Source organism: Nocardia sp., assembly GCF_025465275.1.
Classification (GTDB): Bacteria; Actinomycetota; Actinomycetes; order Mycobacteriales; family Mycobacteriaceae; genus Nocardia.
This window is the reverse complement of record NZ_JAODNK010000051.1, coordinates 18,581-33,050: the sequence shown is the minus strand read 5'-3', so window position 1 is coordinate 33,050 and position 14,470 is coordinate 18,581. Positions and strand designations below refer to the sequence as shown.

At 65.5% G+C, this 14,470-nt stretch carries 18 protein-coding genes; 11 read left to right on the top strand and 7 right to left on the bottom strand.

The features are described from left to right. Positions 1–253: 253 nt before the first annotated feature. The 3 genes from JWN03_RS11380 to JWN03_RS11370 are packed head-to-tail and all read right to left on the bottom strand — an operon-like array spanning position 254 to position 2,867. Entirely contained in the window at positions 254–1,834 is a 1,581-nt protein-coding gene (locus JWN03_RS11380; RefSeq protein WP_297613638.1) for a multicopper oxidase family protein, read from the bottom strand. Next, positions 1,831–2,223, bottom strand: a complete 393-nt coding sequence (locus JWN03_RS11375; RefSeq protein ID WP_297613636.1) for a hypothetical protein — start codon at positions 2,221–2,223, stop codon at positions 1,831–1,833. Before JWN03_RS11375 ends, JWN03_RS11380 begins: the two co-directional genes overlap by 4 nt. Further along, positions 2,223–2,867 (bottom strand): class I SAM-dependent methyltransferase, encoded by a 645-nt coding sequence (locus tag JWN03_RS11370; RefSeq protein WP_297613634.1) that lies wholly within the window; start codon positions 2,865–2,867, stop codon positions 2,223–2,225. The genes JWN03_RS11375 and JWN03_RS11370 overlap by 1 nt, the downstream gene beginning before the upstream one ends. 126 nt (positions 2,868–2,993) lie before the next feature. On the opposite strand from JWN03_RS11370, the gene JWN03_RS11365 reads away from it, so the two are divergent. The 7 genes from JWN03_RS11365 (at position 2,994) to JWN03_RS11335 (ending at position 8,844) form a co-directional block, all read left to right on the top strand. Next, positions 2,994–3,461 carry a MarR family winged helix-turn-helix transcriptional regulator gene (locus tag JWN03_RS11365; protein WP_297613632.1) on the top strand — a complete coding sequence of 156 codons (468 nt, stop codon included), beginning with the start codon at positions 2,994–2,996 and terminating at the stop codon, positions 3,459–3,461. Between the two features lie 149 nt (positions 3,462–3,610). Then, the gene (locus JWN03_RS11360; RefSeq protein ID WP_297613630.1) at positions 3,611–4,993 is read left to right on the top strand and encodes an ATP-binding protein; all 1,383 of its coding nucleotides are present in this window, start codon (positions 3,611–3,613) and stop codon (positions 4,991–4,993) included. Between the two features lie 77 nt (positions 4,994–5,070). Beyond that, positions 5,071–5,442 (top strand): roadblock/LC7 domain-containing protein, encoded by a 372-nt coding sequence (locus tag JWN03_RS11355; RefSeq protein WP_297613791.1) that lies wholly within the window; start codon positions 5,071–5,073, stop codon positions 5,440–5,442. Beyond that, a complete protein-coding gene (locus tag JWN03_RS11350; protein WP_297613628.1) occupies positions 5,439–5,783 on the top strand; it encodes a DUF742 domain-containing protein in 345 nt (114 codons plus the stop codon). The genes JWN03_RS11355 and JWN03_RS11350 overlap by 4 nt, the downstream gene beginning before the upstream one ends. Before the next feature lie 52 nt (positions 5,784–5,835). Then, complete coding sequence (locus JWN03_RS11345) at positions 5,836–6,390, top strand: GTP-binding protein (protein ID WP_297613626.1); 555 nt, start codon at positions 5,836–5,838, stop codon at positions 6,388–6,390. Continuing rightward, positions 6,387–7,613 carry a cytochrome P450 gene (locus JWN03_RS11340; RefSeq protein WP_297613624.1) on the top strand — a complete coding sequence of 409 codons (1,227 nt, stop codon included), beginning with the start codon at positions 6,387–6,389 and terminating at the stop codon, positions 7,611–7,613. Before JWN03_RS11345 ends, JWN03_RS11340 begins: the two co-directional genes overlap by 4 nt. A gap of 10 nt (positions 7,614–7,623) precedes the next feature. Next, entirely contained in the window at positions 7,624–8,844 is a 1,221-nt protein-coding gene (locus JWN03_RS11335) for a cytochrome P450 family protein (RefSeq protein ID WP_297613622.1), read from the top strand. Between the two features lie 67 nt (positions 8,845–8,911). Here the strand turns inward: JWN03_RS11335 and JWN03_RS11330 are convergent, their stop codons facing one another. Together JWN03_RS11330 and JWN03_RS11325 are read right to left on the bottom strand one after the other, a co-directional pair. Next, positions 8,912–9,532, bottom strand: a complete 621-nt coding sequence (locus tag JWN03_RS11330) for a pentapeptide repeat-containing protein (protein WP_297613620.1) — start codon at positions 9,530–9,532, stop codon at positions 8,912–8,914. A gap of 145 nt (positions 9,533–9,677) precedes the next feature. After that, positions 9,678–10,142 (bottom strand): MmyB family transcriptional regulator, encoded by a 465-nt coding sequence (locus tag JWN03_RS11325; protein WP_297613619.1) that lies wholly within the window; start codon positions 10,140–10,142, stop codon positions 9,678–9,680. On the opposite strand from JWN03_RS11325, the gene JWN03_RS11320 reads away from it, so the two are divergent. Further along, complete coding sequence (locus JWN03_RS11320) at positions 10,090–10,419, top strand: hypothetical protein (RefSeq protein WP_297613801.1); 330 nt, start codon at positions 10,090–10,092, stop codon at positions 10,417–10,419. The genes JWN03_RS11325 and JWN03_RS11320 overlap by 53 nt on opposite strands. 84 nt (positions 10,420–10,503) lie before the next feature. Here JWN03_RS11320 and JWN03_RS11315 read toward each other — a convergent pair whose 3' ends face one another. Next, entirely contained in the window at positions 10,504–10,980 is a 477-nt protein-coding gene (locus JWN03_RS11315; RefSeq protein ID WP_297613617.1) for a hypothetical protein, read from the bottom strand. Between the two features lie 243 nt (positions 10,981–11,223). On the opposite strand from JWN03_RS11315, the gene JWN03_RS11310 reads away from it, so the two are divergent. Then, positions 11,224–11,913, top strand: coding sequence for a respiratory nitrate reductase subunit gamma (locus tag JWN03_RS11310; RefSeq protein WP_297613616.1), 690 nt, complete (start codon positions 11,224–11,226; stop codon positions 11,911–11,913). 9 nt (positions 11,914–11,922) lie between these two features. On the opposite strand, the gene JWN03_RS11305 is transcribed toward JWN03_RS11310, so the two are convergent. Next, on the bottom strand, positions 11,923–12,726 hold the full coding sequence (locus JWN03_RS11305) for a DUF1460 domain-containing protein (RefSeq protein WP_297613615.1): 804 nt from the start codon (positions 12,724–12,726) through the stop codon (positions 11,923–11,925). A 226-nt stretch (positions 12,727–12,952) separates the two neighbouring features. Between JWN03_RS11305 and JWN03_RS11300 the strand changes: the two genes are divergently transcribed. After that, complete coding sequence (locus JWN03_RS11300) at positions 12,953–13,885, top strand: RNA polymerase sigma-70 factor (protein ID WP_441342970.1); 933 nt, start codon at positions 12,953–12,955, stop codon at positions 13,883–13,885. Between the two features lie 40 nt (positions 13,886–13,925). Beyond that, positions 13,926–14,414: an SRPBCC family protein gene (locus tag JWN03_RS11295; RefSeq protein ID WP_297613614.1), complete on the top strand. Its 489-nt coding sequence runs from the start codon at positions 13,926–13,928 to the stop codon at positions 14,412–14,414. The last annotated feature ends 56 nt before the right edge of the window (positions 14,415–14,470 follow it).

Below are 14,470 nucleotides of genomic sequence, written 5' to 3'. Positions count from 1 at the left end.
AGGCCGCCGACCAAGCTGTTGGCAAACATCTGAATCAAGTTATCCATATCGCTCCATAGCCTTTCGTTCTGTTCATGCCCTAGTCGGCGGCGCTCCAAATAGTTGCCCGCCTGGGCAATCCTCGAAGTCATCCTACGCCGAGAAAAACGAGTCGATCGGTCTGTTCAAAGCGGGAGGACAACAGAACGCGCATTGATCCGGTTGGGGCACAACGGATTAGCTGCGTCAGCCAGCGAATTGCCCTGCCCAACAGCTATTGCACGGTGGTGAAGGCCGCCATCATGGCCATGTCCTCGTGCTCGAGATTGTGGCAGTGCAGGACGAAGCGGCCTGCGTAGTCGGTGAAGCGGATGGCTACTTCGGCTACTTCGGTGGCCGCCACATTGAGGGTGTCCTTCCAGCCCGCATCGGTCGGATGTGGTGGTTTGCCATTGCGGGAGAGCACCTGAAACTGGTTGAGGTGCACATGGATCGGATGATTGAGATCGGTGCTGAAGCGCCAGATCTCCACCTCGCCCAGTGTGGGCTCGGCGATCACATCGTCGACGGAATAGGCGCGGCCGTTGATCGTCCAGCCGGTCATGCCGCCGACATCACCGCGGCGGAAGTCGAACAGGCGGGTCCGGACGGCGGTCGCCCGGTCCAGCCTGTCGATCGGAACGAGCGCATCCGGGACCACCGAGGGATCATCGGCACGGTCCCCCACCACGAAACGCATGACCTGCGCGGTCTTTCCGGAGCCGAGATCGTTGTGGATCGTCACCTGATCGCCCGGGGCGCAGCCGGAGAAATCGACGACCACGTCGAAGCGCTCGCCAGGCGCGATATCCAGCGCCGAAAGGTGTTGTGCGCGTTCCAGTAGACCGCCGTCAGACCCGATCTGCACGAATCCGCCGGCCCGGTCTCCGGGCGAATCGATGCGCAGCCGGTAGACCCTGGCATTGGAGGCATTGAGCAGCCGCAGCCGGTAGCGTGCGCCCGCAATGTGATGCACGGGCCACGCGACGCCATTGACGAGAATGACATCGCCGAGCACGCCCTGGAGGTATTTCCCTGTCACACCGGGCTTATCCATCATCGACGGGTCCAGCGCGGGGTACATGAAGGCCCCGTCCGCGTGGAAGGCCCGATCGGTGATCATCAGTGGCAGATCCCGGTCGCCGGAGGGCAGCCGCAGCCGGTCCTCCGCCTCGTCGACGATGAGATGAAATCCGGCCAGGCCGTGCCACACCGAAGCGCCGGTGAAATCCATCCGGTGGTCGTGGTACCAGAGCGTGGCGGCGGGCTGTTGCGTCGGATACTCGTAGTCGCGTTCGCCGGTCATGGTCCGCGACAGCGAATCATGCTGCATATCAACCATATCGGCCATCCCCGCCATCCCCTCCGAGCCGACCGGAAACAGCAGATCGGTGGGGTAGCCGTCGGAATCGTGCGGCACATGACCACCGTGCAGGTGCACAACGGTCGGGACGGGCAGTTCATTGCGATGGGTGACAACGGTGCGCCTGCCGCGCGCCGAGACCAGCGTCGGACCGGGAAAAGTGCCGTTGTAGCTCAAAATCGGTGTGGCATACCCGGGTACGATCTGCGCCATCGCCTTGCGCTGGGTGATGCGGTAGTAATCCGTATCCGCGTCCCGGCGATCCGGTACGAGCACCGCGGGCACCGTGAGCGGCTGGGTGAACGGTTCGGGCAGCGACACTTCCGAGGTGAGCTGTGCACCGACAGTCGCAGGGTCACCGGCGAAGCGGAACCCGGCGGCCACCCCCGCCGCGCCCACCACACCGAACGCCCCGGCCAGCCGGAAGACATCCCGGCGGCTCATCGTATTCATCTGTCCCCCAGCGCGTTCGCACCGACCAGCACCGGAGTCCGCCATGCCTGCACGAGCAGTGCCAGGAACCCGGCAATGATGAGCACGCCGAGCGGGACATGAATCGCGAGAATAGCCTTGTGCCCCAGCATGATCTCGATGCCGCAGGCCAGGGTGAGACCCAGACTCGTCCAGAAGGTCCACGAGGGCGCACCGCTCCGCCAGGCGATACCGAAAGCAATCGTCAGCAGCAGTGAGATGACTCCGAGAATGAGGCCGTTGAGCGAATGTGCGTCCAGCGCACGGTAACTGCCGGACATGAATCGCCCCGCGAACATGGCCTGCGTCAGTCCGTCCACCCCGGCGAGCAGCGTCAGCCCGCGCAGGATCCAGTGCAGCGTCCGGCTCATCACGCGCTCTTCCGGGCGGTGAGCAGCCACGACGGGATCGGGGCTGGGCCGTGTCCGGGCAGCGATCCCAGCATCTCGTCGCGGCGCAGCACCTCGATGGTCCAGCCGGTGGCGAACGCCTCCCGCAGTTCGGCTTCGGTAATGCGGCGTGGTCCCGGTCCGGCCGGCGCCACATCGCTGACCGCCAGGATATGCACTGCTCCAGCGGAATTCGTCACCCGACGCAGGGCGGCGATGTAGCGATCGCGATCAGGTCCGGTGAAGGTGTGGAACAAGCCGGAGTCGAGAACGGTGTCGAAACTGTCCTCGTAGCCGGTCAATTCACGGGCATCAGCTGTGTCGAACTCGGCCCGCGCGCCCAGTCGTGTCGCCTTCGCCCGGGCATTCGCAATTGCGGTGGCAGCGAAATCCAGTCCGGTGACATCGTATCCGCGGCCCGCGAGATACAGCGCGTTCTCGCCGGTACCACAGCCGGCGTCCAGCACCCGGCCGCGAATCCCGCCGGTCTCGGCCAGTTCGACCACCAGCGGCTGCGGCTTACCGATATCCCAGCCCGCGGCCGTGATGACGGCTCCGGTCGGTGGTTGCGAGCGGTAGACGGATTCGAAGTACTCCCCGACTTCCGGCTGCTGTGGACCTGTCATGGCCATCCTCCCGATGCCCCGGTGCACGCCGGGATCAGATAGTTCACTTTTGAGAACTATTCAGAAGTTTGAAGTTGTAGAGTGACCCTGTCAAGGACGGATTTTCCAGAGCACAAGGGAGGACGGGTGGCGGAGCCACAACCGGTCAGCGCCGAGGACCGCAGCCGAATGCAGGCGGTCGTGCCGATGATCTCCAGCTATCTCCGGCGCGCACACGGCGATATGCCCACCGCGCTCCGAGATGCCTTCGAGGCCAATGGACTCGGCCCCCGCCACGGCGCGGCGCTGGCCTACGCCCTATCCGCCGGCCCGGTCGGCGTCGGCGATCTGGCGCGCCAACTGGGCATCGGCCTGACCAATGCCAGCCAGCTCACCGGCGACCTGTCCCGCGCAGGCTGGCTGCGCCGCGACAGTGACCCCGCCGACCACCGCCGGACCCTGCTGTCCGTTCCGGAGGAACGCCGCGCGGATGTCAGGGAATTCATCGGCCGCAGGTCCGAGCCCCTCATGCGAGCCATGACCCGCCTGACCCTGGACGAGCGCGCGGCCTTTCTCGCAGGCCTCACCGCCTGGGCAGAAGAACTCAGCCGATGAGCCCGGGCGGGTACGAGCCCCCAGTTTGAAGAGATCTCATGTGAAAGTATCGCTGGGATAACGGAATAGGTATGTTGTGGGCTACGGTCGGTCGTGTTTGCGTAAGTGCGCCTGACCTTGGTGTAGCCGACAGGATTGACGAAACCCCTATGGCCGTGATGTTTCTCTGGATACTTGTTCCCCTATTAGTGCTCGCCGTCGCCGCGACCGCTTATACCGCGGTGCGTTTGCGCGCGGAGCGGGCGCGCGTCAATGATCTGACCGCGCAGGTGCGGGGCTGGGAGCAATTGCTCGAACAGCTTGTCCGCAAGACGCTTCCCTCGGTCACGGAGTCGATCCGTCGCCCCGGAATGCCGCTGACCACCCTGGAAGTGCCACCTAGCCTGGAATATTCGGCCCTGCCCCCGCTGGTATGGCAGGGCGTGGAATACCACGTGGACGATCTGCGACTGCTCTGGGCGGAAGCGGCGGATCAGGGCAAACGAGAGATCGAGGCCGAGGCGCGGCTGGCAATCGCCAACGCGGAGCAAGCCGTTCGCGCCGAGATGCAGACCGTGCGCGATGCGGCGCAGGGCGCCTCGCGGGATGTGACCGGCGCGGCCGTGCGCTCGTTCGGCACCTCGGTGGTCAGTCTCGGTGCGGACGTCGGCAAGGTGGTCAGCGCCGCCCTGCGCGAGCATCGTGATGACGCGGTGTACGAAACCCTCATCCGCATCGACCACAGTGTGCAGCAGATGATCCGGCAGGCGCAGTCGTATGTGATCGTCAGCGGCGGGCTGCCCGGACGCCGGTGGCCGCAGCAGTCGGTCACCGATGTGGTCGGCGGCGCCACCGGGCGCGTGCGCGACTACCTGCGGGTGCGTTCCACCCAGGCCGATCGAGTGGTGTCCAGCCGCGTAGTGGAGCCGCTCGTGCACACCGTGGCGACGCTGCTCGACAATGCGCTGCGCTATTCGCCGCCGACGTCGTTCGTGGACATCAGCTTCCAGGAGGGGCACCACGGCGTGACCATCCTCATCGACGATGCCGGGGTGCGCATGAGCCCGGAGCAGTTGGAGGATGCCCGCCAGGTGCTCGCCGGCGAGCGCGCCATCGACATTCTCGAACTCGGCCCCGCGCCGAAGATCGGCTTCCCCAGCATCGCATCGCTGGTGCGCCGGTACGGATTCAGCGTCTACGTGGACGGTCCCAATATGTACGGCGGTGTGCGGGCGATGGTGTACATCCCCGAATCACTGCTGATGGCACCGCAAGAGGTCAAGGAGGAGCCCGCGGCGGCAACAACGACAACAGTGTTCCCAGTGGAAGAACCCGCTGCCGACAATGCCGAGATCGCCGCGGCGCTCACCGCGAGCGGACTGGCGAAACGGCGGCGGCGCACAGTGGTTCAGCCGGGCGTGCAGCAGTCCTCCACCCCCGCACCGACTCTCCAACTCGCTCGACCCGATATCGCAGTGGCGTGGCGCAGCGGTTCGGTCAGCGGCCGCGTCGCCGCCGCCGAAGCCGACCAGACCGAAGGGATGACCTCGTGAACTCACCGACAGCGACCGGCCCGCACAGTGCGGCGCCGTCCGCGAGCCCGGCCGACAGCTCCAACCGGCTCGGCTGGATGCTCTCGGACCTAGACATCCCCGGGGTGCGGTTCGCGGTACTGCTGTCCGAGGACGGCCTGCGAATCGCGCACTCCGGCAATATCACCAGAGACAATGCCGAGCGATTCGCGGCGGCCGCGTCCGGACTGCGCTCGCTCGGTAAAGCGCTCGGTGAATTCTGCGGTGGCCCGCACGACAATGTGCGCCAGAACGTCACCGAGTACGACGACGGCATGATCTTCATAACCGCCGCGGGCGACGGTGCGGTCATCGGTGTGTCCACGACCCCCGAGGTCGACGTCGCGCTGATCGCGCACCGGCTCAACGAGCTCGCCGCGCGAGTCGGGCACGAGCTCGGCGCTGTGCCGCGCGGCGGCGCCCGGCCATGACCGGGCAGCGACGTGATCCCGATCTGGTCCGGGCGTACGTGCGCACCGGCGGACGTTCGCGTCCGACCCGCCTTCTGGACCTCGTCACCGTGATCGTCGCCGCCGATGTCCCGCTGCAAGGCGGGACTCCCGACGGACGCCGCATCCTCGCGCTGTGCCGCAGTGCGCTGTCGCTCGCCGAGGTCGCGGCCCATCTCGATCTGCCGCCCTCGGTGGTGAAGATCGTCGTCGCCGACCTGCTCGACAGCGGTCACCTGATAACCCGGACGCCTGCGCACACCATGCCGGACGTCAGCTTGCTGGAAGAGGTACTGAATGGGCTTCGCGCCCTTGCGGTCTGAGTCGGATCGTCCGCACACACAGACGCCGGGTGTCGAATATCTGCCGCCCACCGTGACCAAATCGGTAAAACTCTTGGTGGCAGGTAGTTTCGGCGTCGGCAAGACCACATTCGTCGGCAGCGTTTCGGAGATCAAGCCGCTGCGCACCGAGGAAACGATCACCGAGGCCAGCATCGGCGTCGACGATCTGGCCGGACTGCGGGAGAAGACGACCACCACGGTCGCTATGGACTTCGGTCGCATCACCCTCAATCCCCAACTGGCCCTGTACCTTTTCGGCACGCCCGGCCAGCGGCGCTTCATCCCGCTGTGGGAAGAGCTGGCCATCGGAGCGCTCGGAGCGCTGGTGCTCGTCGATACCCGCCGGATCGAACAATCCGACGAGGTGCTGTCGGTGCTCGAACAGCGTGCGGTGCCGTATGCGGTGGCGGTCAACGAATTCGAGGGCGCGAAGCGGTATCCGCTCGCCGAGATCCGCGATGCCCTCGACCTCGCCGAGGGCACCCCGCTGACCGCCCTGGACGCACGCGATCGGCGGACGTGCGTGCAGTCGCTCATCACACTCGTCGAGTTCTTGTTTCAATCTCGTCAGGAGTCACAGCTTTGACCACTTCGACCGGACCGTCGACCCTTGTCGAGGGGACGCGCTTCCCGCTGTACTCCGCCGAATTCGCGGCCGACCCGCACGGCTGCTACCGCGAATTGCGCCGTCGCTACGGCTCTTTGGCGCCGGTGGAGCTGGCGCCCGGTGTGGCGGCCACCCTCGTGATCGGCTATCACGATGCGGTGCGGATCCTGAACGATCCGGACCATTTCCCGGCCGATCCGCGCATCTGGCAGGACACCATCCCCGCGGACTGCCCGGTGCGGCCGATGATGGAGTGGTATCCGAATGTGCTGCGCAATGCGGGCGCGGCGCACTGGAGGTATCGGCAGGCGAATGTCAGCGCGATCGATGGGGTGGATCTGCACGGTCTGCACGCCATTGTCGGACGGGAAGCCATTCCGCTGATCAATACCTTCTGCGAGAGTGGTGAAGTCGAGCTGCTGGGCCAGTACGCCTTCCCGCTGGTGTTCGCCGGTCTCAACGACATGCTCGGCTGCCCGCCGGCCATCGGGCAGCGAGTGGCCCAGGGTATGGCCGCCCTGTTCGATTCGGTCGACGAGAAGGCCGAACAGGGTATGGCCATGCTCAGTGGCGCACTGCTGGAGTTGATCGAACTCAAGAAGCGCGAACCCGGCGACGATATGGTGACCCGGCTGCTGCAGCACGATGCCGGGCTCGACGACACCGAGATGCTCTCCAACATCATCAGCATCTACGGCGCCGGACTGGAGCCGGTACAGAATCTCATCATCAATACGCTGCGGCTGATCCTCACCGACGATCGCTTCGCGGGCGATGTGCTCGGCGGAAGCCTTTCCACGCGTGATGCTCTGGACGAGGTGCTGTTCAACGACCCGCCGGTGGCGAACTTCTCCACCTCCTATCCGCGGCAGCCGATGCTCATCGGCGATACCTGGCTGCCCGCGCACCAGCCGGTACTCATCAGTCTCGCCGCCTGCAATAACGACCCCGCGATCGGCGGCGGTGAGCGCATCGGCAACCGCTCCCATCTGGCCTGGAGCCTCGGGCCGCATGCCTGCCCGGCCAAGTCGGTGGCCTCGCTGGTCGCGCAGGAGGCCATCGATCAACTCCTCGACGCGCTGCCCGAGCTGCGTCTCGCCATTCCGGTTGATGAATTATCTTGGCGTCCAGGGCCTTTCCATCGCGCGCTGACAGCGCTGCCGGTGGTCTTCCCTGCGTGCCCGCCGTTGAATGTGAAGTAGGAGAACAGCAGTGACGATCGAACCCCTGGCGCTGGACCTCACCGGCGCCGACATTCAAGGCGAGAATGCCCGTATCCGTGCGCGTGGACCGGTGACCCTGGTCGAGCTCATGGGCGTGCCCGCATGGTCGGTGACCGATGCCGATGTACTGAAGCGGCTGCTCGCCGATCCGCGGGTGTCGAAGGATCCTGTGCAGCACTGGGCGGCCTTCGGCAATGGTGCGGTCACTCCCGAGTGGCCGCTGTTCCCGTGGGTCGCGGCGACCAATATGTTCACCGCCTACGGCTCCGACCACCGGCGCCTGCGCAAGCTGGTCTCGCCCGCGTTCACGAACCGCCGGACCATGGCGCTGCGACCGCGTATCGAAGAGTTGGTGACCACCCTGCTGGACGGGCTGGCCGCGACCCCGGCCGGTGAAATTGTGGACCTGCGTGAGGGTTTCGCCTACCCGGTGCCGATTCAGGTGCTGACCGAACTGATGGGTGTGCCGGATGACCGGGAGCCCGCCCTGCGCACCTGCGTGGCCCGGTTCTTCGATACCGAGATCTCGCCGGAGGCCGCCGGGGCGAACTACCTCGAAATGTTCGGTCTCATCGAGGAACTCGTGGCCTTCCGGCGGGACAATCCCGGCGACGATATGACCAGCGTGCTGATCAATACCCGTGACGAGGACGGCGAGCGGCTGACCGAGAAGGAGATGGTCGATACGTTGATGCTGGTCATCAACGCGGGTCACGAGACCACCGTCAACCTGCTCGACCAGGCGATCTTCGCGCTGCTCACGCATCCGGAGCAGCTGGCCGCCGTGCTGGAGGGCAAGGCGAGCTGGGAGGATGTCATCGAGGAGACGCTGCGGTACGAATCCCCCGTGGTCCACCTCCCGCTGCGCTATGCGGTGGAGGACATCGACATCGACGGTATCCGAATCCCCAAGGGCGAGGCCATTCTCGCCTCCTATGCGGCTGCCAGCCGCGACCCGAAGATCCACGGCGAGACCGCCGACACCTTCGACATCACCCGCGTCAACAAGGACCACGTAGCCTTCGGCCACGGCGTCCATCACTGCATCGGCGCACCCCTGGCGCGCCTGGAGGCGAGCATCGCCCTCCCGGCGCTCTTCGAGCGCTTCCCCGACCTCCGCCTCGCCGCGAACCCCGCCGACGTGGCCCCGGTCATCGGCTTCCTCTCCAACGGCCACCGCGAACTCCCGGTACACCTCACCGCGGAGTAGTCAGCCCGGAAACCGGCTCGGGCCCAGCGCATGTGGGAGCCCGAGCCGGTTCGGTGGTTCGACAGCCCTATCCCGGTAGGACTTTCAGCCCGAGGGTGAAGGCAAGGGTTATCGCCTGGTCCGGATCTATCACCGCGCGACTGACCTCCACATTCAACGGATCCAGCGCAGAGATATCGCTGCCCCGCAGATCGGAATCGGAGAAGTCCGCCTTCGTCAGCCACGCGCCGGACAGATCGATATCGCGAAACGTCGCCTTCTGACAACGTGCTCCGGTCAGATCCACTTCACGCATACGCAATTCGCGGAACGAAGTGCCCCGCAGATCCGCGCCCGGCAGCCCGACAAAAGACCAGTCGCCACCGGAAACCTTCAGCAGCGAATAGGTGCACCCGTCGAACATGCTGCCGGTGAGCTTGCAGCCGGTGAACGTGGCATCGAAGAACGAACACGCACTGAAAGTGCAGTTCAAGAACCCGCTATTGGTATGCGCAGACAGATTGAACGCCACCCCCCGGAAGCTGCACTCATCGAAAACCGCGTTCTCCGTGGTTATCTCAGCCATATCCACATCGACAAACTCGACCCGCCGATACTGCTCCCCCGCCAGCGTCCGGCCGTACCAGTCCTCACCACGAACAGTGCTCGTAGTCGGCGGCGCAGGCTCACCGTACTTGCGCTCAGCCACAGCAATTCCGGACATCACCCATACAACGACCGTAACCACACCCACCGACAACCGTGCGCCGGCGATGCCGCCCCCTCCGTGGCATCGCCGGGCAAAGGAGAGTGAAGCTCACGGCGTAGCACCGGTACAAGCTGAGCGACAGACCCTAAATAGGGTCTGTTCGGGCTCCGGGAGTCAGAGCTGGGACGCGATAGGGGCGGACGACTCCCACGCACAGTTGCAGCAGATCCTTCTGGGCCGGGAGCGACTGCAACTGCATTGTCACGCTGACCGGGCCCGAGGCGGTGTAGATGTACTGCGGCTCGTCGACCGGGCGGTCGTAGGAGACCTCCCGCCGTAGCCAGAGCCGGGCGAAGTCGGGGTCGTTTTGTAGTTCGGCCAAAAGTGAGATGCCGGCGGGCGGGTTGCCGAAGTGCGCACAGATGCCGCGCATTCTGGCGACGTCGGAGGTCACCTCCGCTTCCCAGTTCACGACCAGTTTCCGGCCTGGGCCGAACAGCCAGTGCATCGCGTTGCCGAGTTCGACGCGCTGGGGGAACAGCGCCTCATAGGCATCGTTGGCCGCCACGACGTCCCAGCGCCAATTGCAATATGCCGCGGGGGCGGGCATCAGATCATCCAGCAATGCCCGCTCGGACAATCAGAGCTGGGGCCTGGGCGGCTTCGTCGGCGCCTCGTTCAAGGGCGGCTGGGGCCCCGACGAAACCACCGGCGCCTATACCGTCCGCCAGTTCGGCCTGATTCCCACCCGCACCGGGACTCTCGCGGTCGCCCTTGCCGCACAATCGGATTCGGGCACATTCGACGCCGCCGCGGCGGCGCTGTCCAAAATGGCGGTCGTGCTCGCCGAGAACGTCGGCGAGCTCACCGGCGGTCACTGCTCGTGATGCGCCGGAACGAGAGTCCCTGCATGCCGGACGAAGCACGCAGGCGTCCATGACTTCCGGCCGGCGCAGAGCAACGTCGTGGCCTCAGCTGATGGTGGTCGAGGTGCCCAGGGTGAAGGTGTGCCCGTGCGACGAGCAGGTCAGCCCGGCGCCGCGCGGCTGGCCGCCGAGGCAGGACGCACCCGCGTAGTCGAATCGGGTTCCGGCATAAACATTCCCGTCGGGACGGGGCACGTCGCTCAGCCAGCGGCTGGGCCGACTGTGCTGCCCGCCGAGCCCGAAGGTCGGATGGGCGGGCAGGAACGACTGGTCGATGACGACATCGCTGATGGGCAGGATGCCCCACAATTTATTGCCGGCACCGAGATCGCAGCCGACATTGCCGTCGGCGGTGATCGCGCAGTTGTCGGCACCCGGCCCGTCCGAGAAATACAGGGTGTCACCGACAAGGAAGTCGGCATTGTTCGCTTCGATAACTCCGGAATCGGCGGCGGCCACGCTATTGCCCGCCAAGGTCAAGCCCACGGCAGCCAGAGCAGCCCATAGAAATTTACGAGTCATGATCGCACTCTATGACATTTGCGAAAAACCGAAAAACCCTACTACACAATCGAATCCGTATCATATTCCACTTCTCGCCGATGCCCCCGATTCCTGGGGCAAAGCCTTCACCACGCCCCTCACACCGAATCCGAGCCGGCTATCGGACAGAAATCTGGCCGTTCATCGCCTCTATCCCAGCGCCCGCGTCCGTGCAACAGTGGTGCACAACAGCAGGATCGGATAGGACCGGGAAGTCGAACCATGATGTACGTGCTATGGGTCTTCCTACCCGGTGCCGCGATCGCCTCCTGTATCGCCGGGCATATCTGGCGCTACCGGACCGATCGGTTCCTGGGCTACCTGTACGGTCCGCACACCGATCGGGCACAGCGGTTCGGCAGCGTGGCCTTCCGGCTGGGAGCCGTCGGGATGTTCACCGCGCGCATCGCCGAAGTGCTACTGGCGGGGCCACATTCACGCACCAGCGGCACTACCCACGTAATGCTCTCGGCCCTGCAGATCATCGCTGTCCCGCTCGCCGTGATCGGCGCCGGAATCATCCTGATCCCGCCGCTGATCGCCGCCGAGGCCAAGCCCCGGGTCACGCCGATCGACCGCATCACCATCCCGGTGCTCATCGCCGCCCTGCTCTCCGCGGTCCTGATAACCTTCGACCCCTACTCCACCGACGACCGCTATCGCACCGCGGAAACGCTTTTCACGTGGAGCCGCTCCCTGGTGGGACTGCACCCCAACCCCGGAGCCATGGAGCACGCGCCCGTCATCTACCAGGCGCGCGGCCTGATCCTCATGTTGCTCATCGCCATCTGGCCCTACACGCGGCTGGCCGGGATCTTCACCATCCCGCTGCTGCGCCTGCTGCGGCGCATCGGCCGGGTGGCGCAGTCGTGGCAGCTCGCGGTGCCGAGGCGGCTACGGCATTCGGTGTGAGCGCAATGGTCACTGCGCGCGGTACACGACGATTCCGGGAGTCGTCCGCACGTAGTCGCTGAAGGACGAGTCGACCACCTTGTTGTTCGCCGACAGCGAGGACGCATTGCGGAACACCGGACCGGAGGCAGTCGCGACGAAGATCCCCACGTGCGTGACATCCAGGCCGGGCAGGTCCGCGTACGCGCCGATGTAGTCACCGGTACGGAGCTGGCCGATGACATTCGCATCCACGGCAGCGCTGGGGATGTAGGTGATACTCCGGCCGACAACCGGCAGCCCCGGCAGGTAGTTGCTGCCGTCGGCCTTCTCATTGAGATTCTTGGCCACCGGCACGGCGGCGGAAGTCAAGGACCCGGTGATATCGGCCGCGGCGATTCGCGGGGCGTACGCCCAATCGCTGAAGAAGTGCTTGCGATGCAGGAAGTCGACCTGCCCGTCCCTGTACCGCGTCTGGATGAGGTTCGTGACGAACTGATCCCGGTCGGTGGATCGGCTGAGCGCTTCCACGTAGTCGAGGTAGGTGAAGCAATCCACCCCGCGGAAGTCGATGACCAGCTGTTCGGGCTCGTTCGCCGAGCCGACCAGCATATCCGCGGTGTACGGCGTACCCAGGAACTGCCGGGACAGCAGCTCGACCAGGTCCCCCTTGCTCGCGCCGGCGGCACGCGCCGCCAGCAACTCGTCGATCTTCCGCGAGGTGAAGTCATCGATATTCGTAGCGTTCGGTGTGGCCAGCGCGGCAGGCAGCATCGCCGCCATACCGCACACAACAGCCAACATAACGAGCAGTACCCGAGCAATGCTGCGCAAGACGCCTCCTCAAAGTGAACCCCTCGATCGTTGCACACTCCGATCCACATCCACCTCAACCGCTGCTCACCCCCACCCAACCGGCCCAGCCGTTCGGCGCCGACTACCTGCACCTCGACCACACAGCCCGTGTCAGGATCGCAACGCGCGTACACGAGCTGTTCCGTCCGGACACGAGCTGTGTGCGCCAACGCCTGGAACACGTGACGCGGATACGTTGGTATCCGTGGAACATCGACGGATAGCCGGCGACGTTGGCCGGGGGGACGATACGGGTGCGTTCGGCGAGTTGCGGCCGCTGCTGTTCACCATCGCGTACGAGATGCTCGGTAGTGCGGCTGATGCCGAAGATGTGTTGCAGGACAGCTATCTTCGCTGGCGCGAGACCGACCTGGACACCGTGGACAATACGCGCGGCTATCTGACGCAGGTCGTTACGCGCCAGTCGCTCAACCGATTACGGTCACTGCGGCGGCGGCGCGAGGACTATGTGGGCGCCTGGCTGCCCGAACCGATCCGCACCGAGCACGACGCCAGTCATGATGTGCTGCTTGCCGAATCGGTGTCGATGGCCATGCTGCTCGTGCTGGAGACACTCGGTCCGACGGAGCGGGCCGTATTCGTACTGTCGGAGGTGTTCGGCCACAGCCTGGTCGAGATCGCCGACATGATCGACAAATCCGATACCACCGTGCGGCAGATCGCGCACCGGGCGCGCGAGCATGTTCAGGCCCGCCGCAAGCGCTTTCAACCCGACAGCGATACCAGCCGGGCGGTGATCACCCAGTTCGTGCGTGCCGCCAATACCGGTGACGTGCGGACCCTGATGGATGTGCTCGCACCTGACGTCGTGCAAATCTCGGACGGCGGTGGAAAAGTCCATGCCGCACGCCGCCCGATCAGCGGCGCCGCGCAGGTGGCCAATTTCCTCATCCGCCTGGCCCGGACCAGCATGGCGGACATGCGTGTCGAATTCGGCCACTTCAACGCGCTGCCCGCGGTCCTGTTGCGCTCGGGCGCCGACGGGCAGCTCGATTCCGTCCTCATGATCGAAGTGACGGATAACCGCATCACGCGGCTGTACGCGGTTCGCAACCCCGACAAGCTGCGCACCACGGACGTCGTGCGCACGCTGCGGCGTGACGGAGACCACACCTGATCGGATGTCACGGTCGCGGATCGGGCGGTGTCTCAGAGGTATGGAAACCATCACAGTCGAACGCATCATCCCCGCCCCGATCGAGCAGGTCTTCGCCTGGTGCGCAACCACAACGAACTACGAGCGCACCCGCTGGGTCCTGCGCTGCACCCTGGCCCGGCCCGGTCAGGACGCTCCCTACGGCGTCGGCGCGATCCGCATGCACACCTGGCTGATCGGCCGCTTCGAAGAACGCGTCACCCGCTACGACCCGCCCCGCTCCTTCGACTACGTCGTCGACCGCAGTTTCCCCCCGGCCCGCCACGAAATCGGAACCATGACCTTCACACCGGTCCCGACCGGCACCAAGGTCGTCTGGTCCACCACCGTCGAAATGACGATCCCCGTCGCCGCCCGCTTCGCCACCCACTGGCTCAGCAGGCCGGTCATCACCCACGTCTTCGGCCGAATCCTGCACGCCTGCGCCAAGGATCTCGCCGTCCCGGCCACCTCGGACCCTTCGCAGAGGCCGGCGGGCCACGGCGTGTAGGCGCCGGCACCGGGCAGGTGCGCGCCGGACGCAGTGGGAGCTGTGTGGCACGAGCA

What these genes read in the sequence shown, in the direction of transcription:
- JWN03_RS11370 (WP_297613634.1), bottom strand. Translation starts at nt 2,867, where the DNA reads ATGACAGGTCCACAGCAGCCGGAAGTCGGGGAGTACTTCGAATCCGTC.
- JWN03_RS11360 (WP_297613630.1), top strand. Translation starts at nt 3,611, where the DNA reads ATGGCCGTGATGTTTCTCTGGATACTTGTTCCCCTATTAGTGCTCGCC.
- JWN03_RS11375 (WP_297613636.1), bottom strand. Translation starts at nt 2,223, where the DNA reads ATGAGCCGGACGCTGCACTGGATCCTGCGCGGGCTGACGCTGCTCGCC.
- JWN03_RS11355 (WP_297613791.1), top strand. Translation starts at nt 5,071, where the DNA reads ATGCTCTCGGACCTAGACATCCCCGGGGTGCGGTTCGCGGTACTGCTG.
- JWN03_RS11295 (WP_297613614.1), top strand. Translation starts at nt 13,926, where the DNA reads ATGGAAACCATCACAGTCGAACGCATCATCCCCGCCCCGATCGAGCAG.
- JWN03_RS11325 (WP_297613619.1), bottom strand. Translation starts at nt 10,142, where the DNA reads ATGCCCGCCCCCGCGGCATATTGCAATTGGCGCTGGGACGTCGTGGCG.
- JWN03_RS11310 (WP_297613616.1), top strand. Translation starts at nt 11,224, where the DNA reads ATGATGTACGTGCTATGGGTCTTCCTACCCGGTGCCGCGATCGCCTCC.
- JWN03_RS11380 (WP_297613638.1), bottom strand. Translation starts at nt 1,834, where the DNA reads ATGAATACGATGAGCCGCCGGGATGTCTTCCGGCTGGCCGGGGCGTTC.
- JWN03_RS11350 (WP_297613628.1), top strand. Translation starts at nt 5,439, where the DNA reads ATGACCGGGCAGCGACGTGATCCCGATCTGGTCCGGGCGTACGTGCGC.
- JWN03_RS11315 (WP_297613617.1), bottom strand. Translation starts at nt 10,980, where the DNA reads ATGACTCGTAAATTTCTATGGGCTGCTCTGGCTGCCGTGGGCTTGACC.